The organism is Coleofasciculus sp. C1-SOL-03, from assembly GCF_040220555.1.
Lineage (GTDB): Bacteria > Cyanobacteriota > Cyanobacteriia > Cyanobacteriales > Coleofasciculaceae > Coleofasciculus.
On record NZ_JAVJUO010000130.1, the window covers coordinates 42,974 to 51,900 of the forward strand.

The window sequence follows — 8,927 nt, forward strand, 5'->3', positions numbered from 1 at the left end:
AATGACATAAGACCAATGACAATCAACCCGTATTCCGCATACCCGCAGCAATCCCGTTAATCGTCAACAACGCACCCCGCAGTAACTCACCTTTACTATACCGAGATTGGACAAACCCCGATGCCATCTGAGTGCTATGCTGGCGCAACCGTTTCAGCAAAGAGACTTGCAAGAAACCCAGGGGAACAATCGTACCATTCCGCAAGTGTACCGATCGCTGTAATTCTGGATCACCATCCAGTAACTGCTTGTGTCCGGTAATTAACGAGATTAACTCGCGAGTCAGGTTAAATTCATCGGTAATTTGCTGAAATAACCGACCAAACCGTTCCTGATCATCGGGATGGGACAATTTCTCCACATAATGACCCGCAATTTGCAGATCCACTTTTGCCAATGTCATCTCTACCTTAGAAATGACCATCTTAAAGAAGGGCCACTTGAAGTAAAAATAACGCAACAGCTTCAAATTTTCTTCCGGTTCCTCATCCAAAAACCCTTTCAACGCTGCACCCACACCATACCAACTGGGTAATAAGAAACGACTTTGTGTCCAACTAAACACCCAAGGAATTGCCCGTAGACTGCTAAAATCTTTCTTACCACCGCGACGAGTGGGACGGGAACTGATTTGCAGTTGACTAATTTCCTGAATTGGCGTCACTTCATTAAAGAAATCCAAGAAATCTGGCTGCTCATAGACAAACCCCCGATAATGTTGGCGCGATCGCACGGCTAATTCTTCCATGATTTCGTTCCACGGTTCCAGGTTGTCAAAACCACTTCCCAACAAACTCGCTTGAATCACCGCCGTGGTTACGGTTTCCAGGTGATACAGTGCTAACTCTGGCAGAGAATACTTCGACGCCAACACTTCACCTTGTTCAGTAATCTTAATCCGTCCCTGGATACTCCGCCCTGGTTGCGCCAGAATCGCCTCATACGCCGGTCCACCACCACGCCCTACAGAACCGCCGCGTCCGTGGAAAATGCGTACCGCAATCCCATATTCTTCAGCCATTTGCTGTAGGGCTTTTTGGGCTTTGTGAATTTCCCAATTACTGCTTAAGAACCCAGAATCCTTATTGCTGTCTGAGTAACCCAGCATTATCTCTTGCAACGGTTGATGATGAGATGGGAAAGTCGGGTAATTCTGTTTATCCGTTACCCGTTCGCACTCCTCTAGCGCTTCATAACCGCCAGCTAAACATGCCCGATACAGGGGTAACTCAAATAGGGATTTCATCACGCTTGGTGCCCGCTTCAAGTCGTCTACGGTTTCAAATAAGGGGACAACCTGAATACTACTCCTCCCCGTTGCTGGATCATAGAGTCCGGCTTCCTGAGCCAAGAGCAACACTTCCAACAAATCACTGGCTTCGTGACTCATACTAATAATATAGGTTTGGCAAATTTGTTCACCAAACTCTTGGTGCAGCCGCCGCAACATGCGGAAGGTTTCTATGGTTTCACAGGCTTCGGGAGAAAAGGGGAGTTCAGCCGGAATTAAAGGGCGGCGCGTGGGTAACTCTTTGGTTAACCATTCAGTGCGTTCGGCTTCGGATAATTCGTTATAGGGCTTGGGTAGAATTTGCAGATAGTCGGTAATCTCGTGCATCGTATCACTATGACGAGAACTTTCCTGCCGAATGTCCAAATGTGCCAGATTAAACCCGTAAATTTCCACCTGACAGATCAGTGTCTCCAGTTCCTGACAACTTAACCCCGTCTCCGCTAGATTTCGTTGAATCAGTCGCAACTCTGCCAAAAACTCCTGGTCAGAATCGTAAATACAGGGATCAGTGGTTTCCAGATCCATTGGTTGTAGCGGTTTACACTCAGAAAGGTGAAAATTACGCGCCAACGTATTTTCCAGTCGTTGCTGAATATAGGAAAGTTTGAGGCGATAGGGTTCTTGGCGGTAGCGAATCGCCAGTTGTTCATAAACCTCCGGGATTTGGGAGCGATCTTGTTCTAGAGAGTCCAAGAGTTCAGGTAGGACATCACTCCAGTGCAATGACAAGCTCAACAAATTGGTTAGATGCTCAACCGAGTTGATATATTTTTCCAGAACCAAATTTCGCTGATAGCAAGCCGTTTGCCAGGTTACTTCCGGTTTAACTGAGGGGTTTCCATCTCGGTCGGCTCCCACCCAAGACCCAAACTTACAGAAGTTTTTCCGGGGGGGATTTAGCCAGGGAAAGGACGATTGGATACCCTGTTTTAAGCGTTGATAGAGTTGGGGAATCGCATCAAACAAGACTTCTTGAAAATAGTGGAGCGTGTAATCCACTTCATCCAGAACCGTGGGCTTAAATTGATGCAGTTCATCGGTACGCCACCACAGCCGAATTTCTTCTCTAAGTTGTTCGGTATAGTCTTCTACCTCCCAAGATGATTTAAGTCCTAAGGCGCGAGAAGCTTCCTCAGCTTGGTCAAGCTGTTGCAGGATATTAGAAATACGCCGTTGTTTTTGCCGAATCGTGTGTCGGACAATTTCCGTGGGGTGGGCGGTAAAGACTAGGCGAATATCCAGATTGTCAATTAGCCGCTGAATGTGCTGGGGGGGGACATTGAGATCCCGTAGATAAGGAAATAGCCAATGGAAGGTACTGTTGGTGTTTGAGGCGTTCTTATCGTCCTGCCAACGTTTTTCTAATATATCCGCCATCGGTTCACTCCCGGATGCGGCGGCATCGCCAGCCTTGTGGGAGGAAGTAAGTGAACTACCATTCGCTTTGATCGAGGTGCGATCGCTCCCCGCTATTGTATTGTAGGTCACCCGTCGTGAAAGTTGTTGGTCGCGCTGTTCGTAATGTTGTTCGACACTGTTAATCAGTTGGAAGTAAAGCGCAAAAGCACGAGAGGCTCGAATCGCGGCGTTGAGGTCAAGCCGTTCGATGACTTCCGGAATCGAAGAAAGCGAAAACCCCGTGGCTTGTCCTTCTGGCGAACTTAATTGGCGCAAAGACGCCAGCAAATCGACCAGTTCCTGACCGCATTCAGAAAGGAGAACCGACTCCCATAACTGTTCCACAACTTTGATGCGATGACGCAACAGCAGTTTGGATGGGGATGTAGATGGGATGGCAAATTCCTGATCGGATGAGTGGAGAAGGGAACTCATAGGGTCTGTTTGCAGTAGACAAGGATAATCCATTGTACGGGGTTAATGTTACCCTGTATAGTTTCATTATTGACAAATTCGTTGAAGTTTCCCACCTACTTAGTCGTTAGAGGAGGAGGGAGGCGCATCGGGAAAGGGTAGAATCGGTAAGCGATCGCCCCGAAAGACTTCTTCGCTGGCTTCCCCAACCTGTTGCAGCCATGAGCCAATCGTGTTTAGGGAAATCACCCCCACAAGCATCGGACCTGTCGCTAAACTTAATAAGAGTTCTGCTGAATGTTTAGCAGACTCCGGTAAGGGGTTAACTGTCACCTGTGGATCTGGGTTCACTGATGCCATAACTAAAATTAAACCTCGCACGAACAACGGTTAATCGTTTACAAAACCGATCCCAATTTGATACTAAACTAAAGTTGTTCCAACTTCCCCAGCTCCCAGACGTAGCCTGCTACGTCTCTACTCCTCTGCTCCTTGTGCCCCAACTCCTCCGTTTTTCGCGGAATGTGCAATCATGAGAGGAAAAATCAGCCGCCGTTATCAGTCCAGGTCACAAATTTGTAATGTTGGATGTCGAAGAGCGCAACTACAACAATCGTCCGTCCTCTTTGGCTCAATGGGTCTACGATGCCATCGGTCAACCGGGGGTGTGCCTGAGAGTCCGGTTACGTGGGAATAATTTGCATATTCTTTGTGAGAGCCGTGAACGTATTCCGGCTCAAACAGTCGTCAATCGCTTACTCCAAGCTCTCAAAGCTCAGCCAGAAACGATGAGCTTCCCACTCGATCTGGAAACCCCGATCTACCAAATTATTATCTACGGGCGTCAAGTTTCCCAATCACGTCCTGAATGGGTCAAAGAAATTCGCCTCAACACAGATACCCATGACACGGAATCTCGTCCTGAGTCATCGTGGGAAACGACACCTGTTCAATCGGCATTTGTCATCTCCCATGAAAGTCTTGCCCGTTCTGGTTCCCCCGATGCGATCGCTCGGTATCTAAGTGCTAATCTGAGTCATTTGGGTGTGAGTGTCAATGTCCAGATTCAGGACTTGCCAACGAAGGACAATCAAGAACAGTCCCTCGTCAAGCAAAAACCCAAAATTCCGTCCCAATCCTCACAACCTTATCATCGGCGGCTGTGGGTGATCTGTACGTCGAACTATAGCCCAGATGTGGCACTACTGTCTGAGCCGATTGTGCAGCAGTTACGCTCGCTGGAACTGACTGAGTTGAAAGACGCCGCCATCTGCGCTCAAGTGCGCGGAGAAGCCAAGCCAGAATGGATGGTGCGGGTGGATTTGACCCCCTCTGACCTGATGCTCAAGGATTGGGCGCGTTGGGGAGATGTGCAAGCGATCGCCACACTATCGAATCAAATGCTAGCGCGAGTGGGGATGACGGTGCGGGCGGTCTTGAAAGAAACTACCCTACATCTGTTTTGCAGTGCCTTGGATCTGGGCAAAACCCCAGTTCCTGACCAAACCACTGCCATGAATGCGATCGCGCCTCTCATCAAATCATTAAAGCCCCAAGGGATTAAAGCGGCAACCATCTATGGCGTTGAATCGGATTACTTTTCCCTCGAACCTGAACCGGAAAAACCCGTCTGGGTGGATTGGGTAACCTTACCGGCGAGTGAAAAACCCCAACTCGCCCCTTCTAGCTATACATTGGGTCAACAGGGCAATCTAAATGCCCTCACCTTTTTACTACAACGGTTGCTCAATCCCGATTTGGATCAGCGACTCGCCACGGGTGGGATTCAACTCAAAGTGCGTCGTCAACACGACTTGCTGCACATTATGAGCGAAGCGCCCCTGTGTCCCTCTAAAGCGCAAGTGAGCCTACCCATTGTACGGCTGCTACGTCAGCTTGCCATCCCCAATATCGCTGGCGTCCGGATTTACGGACGTTCTGCTGGCTCAACCTCTCCCGCCTGGAATTATGGGGTAGATTTTAGCGAACGCCGACGGTTGACCTCAGACTCCACTCCGGAATTTGTTACCTCGAATACAGACATTAGCGAGTTAGTTGTTCCTACCGAACAATCGGTATCGCGTCAGCATAAACCAGACACAACCCTCAAAGATGATGTACAGCGCAGGTCAAAAACCGCCGTTGGCACAATTGGACGCTGGTTGTGTTCGACCCAGCTTTTTGTCCCCACCCCAGACAATCAACGTGTCACCGTCGATACCCAACGCACCAGTTCGGAATCGTCACAAGCGGTTAAAGTGTCATTGGTGTGGGGGATTATGGGCTTATTGCTGATGTTTCTAATTGATCGACCCGTTGGTCGCATTCTGCAACCCCAAGGCAGTTTACCCCGGCGAGATGCGGTCTCAGCAGCAGAGGAGTCACCGATTCCGGTAGATTTGACGGAATTCTCGTTACAACAGGATAACAATCAGGATGCCGAAGACTTCAACGCCTCTGGGTTTACCCGCGAAGGCGACAAAAGCATCATCATTGATGATTCCTTACCCTCGGAGCGAGGAGATGCCACTCAAGCGGCGATGTTAGCCCTCGCCCGTTCCTCGAATCCCCCATTTAATAACGAATTGCTCGATCAAAAGTTAGCCCTTTACCAAGAGCGCCTGCAACAAGGAAATCGCCCTGATGTGCTAATTATGGGCAGTTCCCGAGCCATGCGCGGTATTGATCCGGTGGCATTAGAAGAGGCATTAGCGGTTGAGGGATATTCAGGCATTGATGTGTTTAATTTCGGCATTAATGGTGCCACGGCTCAGATTGTAGACTTAATGACACGCCGGATTCTCACCCCGGATCAATTGCCGAAATTAATTATCGTGGCAGATGGCGCTCGCGCCTTTAATAGTGGTCGAGTGGATGCTACCTTTGAGGCGATCGCAGATTCAGAAGGCTACCGTGAGCTTAATGCTGGCACATTTCCCAATACCCCCGGTCAGTCATCCACCCAAGCCAACCAAACCTCCCAACCGTTGGCAGCATTGAGGAGACGTTATCAATCCATTGGCGAGGGAACGAATCAACTTTTGGCAGGACTATCCTCAACCTATCCCCAACGAGATCAACTCAAATCCCTGTTAAGAGATCAGTTTGCCTCTTTTGTCAAACAAACCTTGCCAAATGCTTCCAGTTCCGATGAACCCAAGCAGGGTGTAGACCAGGATATGTCCATTGATATGGATGGCTTCCTGCCCTTATCCATTCGCTTTGACCCAGAAACGTACTACCAAAACCATCCCAGAGTGGCGGGGGCGTATGATGGCGATTATCAATCCTTCCAGCTTCGGGGTAAGCAAGATCAGGCATTTGACGCCTTGTTAACATTTGCTCAGGAACATGACATTACTGTGGTTTTTGTGAATCTACCCTTAACCAACGATTACTTAGATCCAGTCCGGCTTAAGTACGAACAGCAATTTAAGCAATACATGCACGCGAATGCTGTCGAACGGGAACTCATTTTTCGGGATTTAAGTGGATTATTACTCGGCAAACCCGATCATTTTTCTGACCCCAGTCATCTGAATCGCTTTGGCGCGTATGACGTTTCTAATCAGTTGGCGAAAGACCCGATGATTCCTTGGGCTTTATTAGTTGGGGATTAGTTATTGGTCATTTGTCATTTGTCATTTGTCAGGGAACAGGCAATAGGCAATAGGCAATAGGCAATAGGGTAATGGGCTATAGAAATTTTGTCTCCCATCTTCCCCATCTCCCCCTGCTCCCTCAGCTCCCAGACGTGCCATGGCACGTCTCTACATTGGCTTCCCCAACTTCCCCAGCTCCCTCTGCTCCCTATTCCCCATTTCCTAAAAAAATGGCATTTATCTCCATCACTTACGGGTTGTTTCTGCTAGGTGTCCTGCTTATTTACTGGAGCCAGCGTTCTTCATCGTGGCGATTATGGGTACTGCTAATTGCCAGTTTACTGTTTTATAGTAGCTTACAAATTCAATACATTCCGCTGCTATTGTTCATAGTTTGGCTCAATTTTTACTTGGGGCAGAAAATTGCGGTCAATACATCCCCTGGGTCGCATCTCAATAATAACCGTCTCTCTAATGAAGAGTGGTTAATGGCGCAGGAACTTTGGAATCAAAAACGTTTGAGACTCTTGTGGCTAGGGATTGGGTTAAATATTCTCTGTTTGGTTAGCTTTAAGTATGTCCCATTTATCCTGACGAATATCTCCGCCCCCTTGAATTTACCCGTGGCGCGAGAAGGGGCAAGCTGGATTAGCGATCGCTTAATTGCTCCCTTGGGACTTTCGTTTTTTGTTTTTGAATGTATTGCCTATCTAATTGATCTGTATCGAGGCGCACCCGCGACGCGCCAAGGCTTACAATTTGCCACCTACAAATTATTTTTCCCGAAACTAATTTCTGGACCTATTACTCGTTACCATCAGTTTGCTAGCGAGTTTAAAGATATCCAATTTCCCAGTTTTGATCGCTTGAGTGAGGGGCTATGGTTGATTGCCAGTGGTGCGGTTAAAAAGGCACTTTTAGCCGATCGCATCGGCATTTTTGTTGATCTGTGTTTTGGCAACTTAGAACGGGCGGGTAGTGGCGATTTGTGGCTGGCTATTTTTGCCTACGGATTACAACTGTATCTGGATTTTAGCGGGTATGTTGATATTGCCCGGGGAAGTGCTATCCTCTTGGGATTTAACCTGCCCGAAAACTTTAATTTTCCTTACTTTAGTACCAGCATTGCCGATTTTTGGCGGCGCTGGCATATTACGTTAGGAGATTGGATTCGCAACTATCTCTATTTTCCCTTAGGTGGGTCGCGTAAAGGATTAGGGCGAACCTGTCTAAACTTGTTTGTGGTCATGCTGATTATTGGCATTTGGCATGGTGCAGCTTGGGGATTTGTCGTCTGGGGAGGATTGCACGGTTTGGCTTTGGTGGTGCATCGCTTAACTCAAACCCTATCTGACCGCTTGGCTTGGTTAAAGGGGTGGTGGCAAACGGGAGTCGGGGTGCTAGTGGCGTGGGCAATTACGCAATGGATGGTGTTCATGTCCTGGATTTTCTTCCGCTTACCCAATCTCAAACAAGCTGGCTTTGTCATCCAGAACCTCTGGGGTCAACCCGCCGATGTGCAGTTTGCCGAAAATGTTTATTTGACCGCCTTTGGCTTAGAACGCTTGGAGTTGACACTGCTATTGGTCATCGTTTTTCTGTTCATGGCAGGTGTTTATGGGATTCATCGGGGTTTGAAGTTACAACTCAATTGGCCCCTGAAGTTGCTATTGGTGCCGCTGTGCCTGTATGCGGTGTGGTTACTGGCGCCTGAAGGCGGTTTACCTTATATCTACTTTGACTTCTGATTAATAAGTTAAGCTTATGAAATTAATCTAATAAATTAATAAAACCATTGGATGATTCAAATGAAGATGAATACCATTAGAGAAGAGGCAAAAATTTTGCCTTGCTTCAATCGAATCATGAAGTAATAGCACTAATCGAATTATGACTACCACAGTACAACGTCGCGAAAGCGCGTCTTTGTGGGAACGGTTCTGTAACTGGGTGACTTCCACCGAAAACCGCCTGTATATCGGCTGGTTCGGTGTCCTGATGATCCCCACCCTCTTAACCGCTACCACCTGTTTCATCATCGCTTTCATCGCTGCTCCCCCCGTGGACATCGATGGAATCCGTGAGCCTGTTGCGGGAAGCTTACTGTACGGTAACAACATCATCTCTGGTGCTGTTGTTCCTTCCTCCAACGCCATCGGCTTGCACTTCTATCCCATCTGGGAAGCTGCTTCCTTAGATGAGTGGCTTTACAACGGTGG

4 protein-coding genes and 1 pseudogene are annotated in these 8,927 nt (G+C 48.1%); 3 read left to right on the forward strand and 2 right to left on the reverse strand.

Translation table 11 applies throughout. From position 1 onward, the window contains the following. Nucleotides 1–22 precede the first annotated feature (22 nt). Together ppc and RIE73_RS20275 are read right to left on the reverse strand one after the other, a co-directional pair. Complete coding sequence (ppc, locus tag RIE73_RS20270) at nucleotides 23–3,127, reverse strand: phosphoenolpyruvate carboxylase (protein WP_446402898.1); 3,105 nt, start codon at nucleotides 3,125–3,127, stop codon at nucleotides 23–25. 99 nt (nucleotides 3,128–3,226) lie between these two features. Further along, nucleotides 3,227–3,466, reverse strand: coding sequence for a hypothetical protein (locus RIE73_RS20275; RefSeq protein ID WP_446402899.1), 240 nt, complete (start codon nucleotides 3,464–3,466; stop codon nucleotides 3,227–3,229). A gap of 221 nt (nucleotides 3,467–3,687) precedes the next feature. Between RIE73_RS20275 and RIE73_RS20280 the strand changes: the two genes are divergently transcribed. The 3 genes and pseudogenes from RIE73_RS20280 to RIE73_RS20290 form a co-directional block, all read left to right on the forward strand. Continuing rightward, nucleotides 3,688–6,726 carry a DUF1574 domain-containing protein gene (locus RIE73_RS20280; protein WP_446402900.1) on the forward strand — a complete coding sequence of 1,013 codons (3,039 nt, stop codon included), beginning with the start codon at nucleotides 3,688–3,690 and terminating at the stop codon, nucleotides 6,724–6,726. 212 nt (nucleotides 6,727–6,938) lie between these two features. Next, entirely contained in the window at nucleotides 6,939–8,456 is a 1,518-nt protein-coding gene (locus RIE73_RS20285) for an MBOAT family O-acyltransferase (RefSeq protein WP_446402901.1), read from the forward strand. A gap of 142 nt (nucleotides 8,457–8,598) precedes the next feature. Then, a pseudogene (locus tag RIE73_RS20290) lies at nucleotides 8,599–8,927 on the forward strand (photosystem II q(b) protein); the annotation flags it as partial.

Bases quoted from the DNA above. Each gene is read 5' to 3' on its own strand.
- ppc (WP_446402898.1), bottom strand. From the start codon at position 3,127: ATGAGTTCCCTTCTCCACTCATCCGATCAGGAATTTGCCATCCCATCT.
- RIE73_RS20275 (WP_446402899.1), bottom strand. From the start codon at position 3,466: ATGGCATCAGTGAACCCAGATCCACAGGTGACAGTTAACCCCTTACCG.
- RIE73_RS20280 (WP_446402900.1), top strand. From the start codon at position 3,688: ATGTTGGATGTCGAAGAGCGCAACTACAACAATCGTCCGTCCTCTTTG.
- RIE73_RS20285 (WP_446402901.1), top strand. From the start codon at position 6,939: ATGGCATTTATCTCCATCACTTACGGGTTGTTTCTGCTAGGTGTCCTG.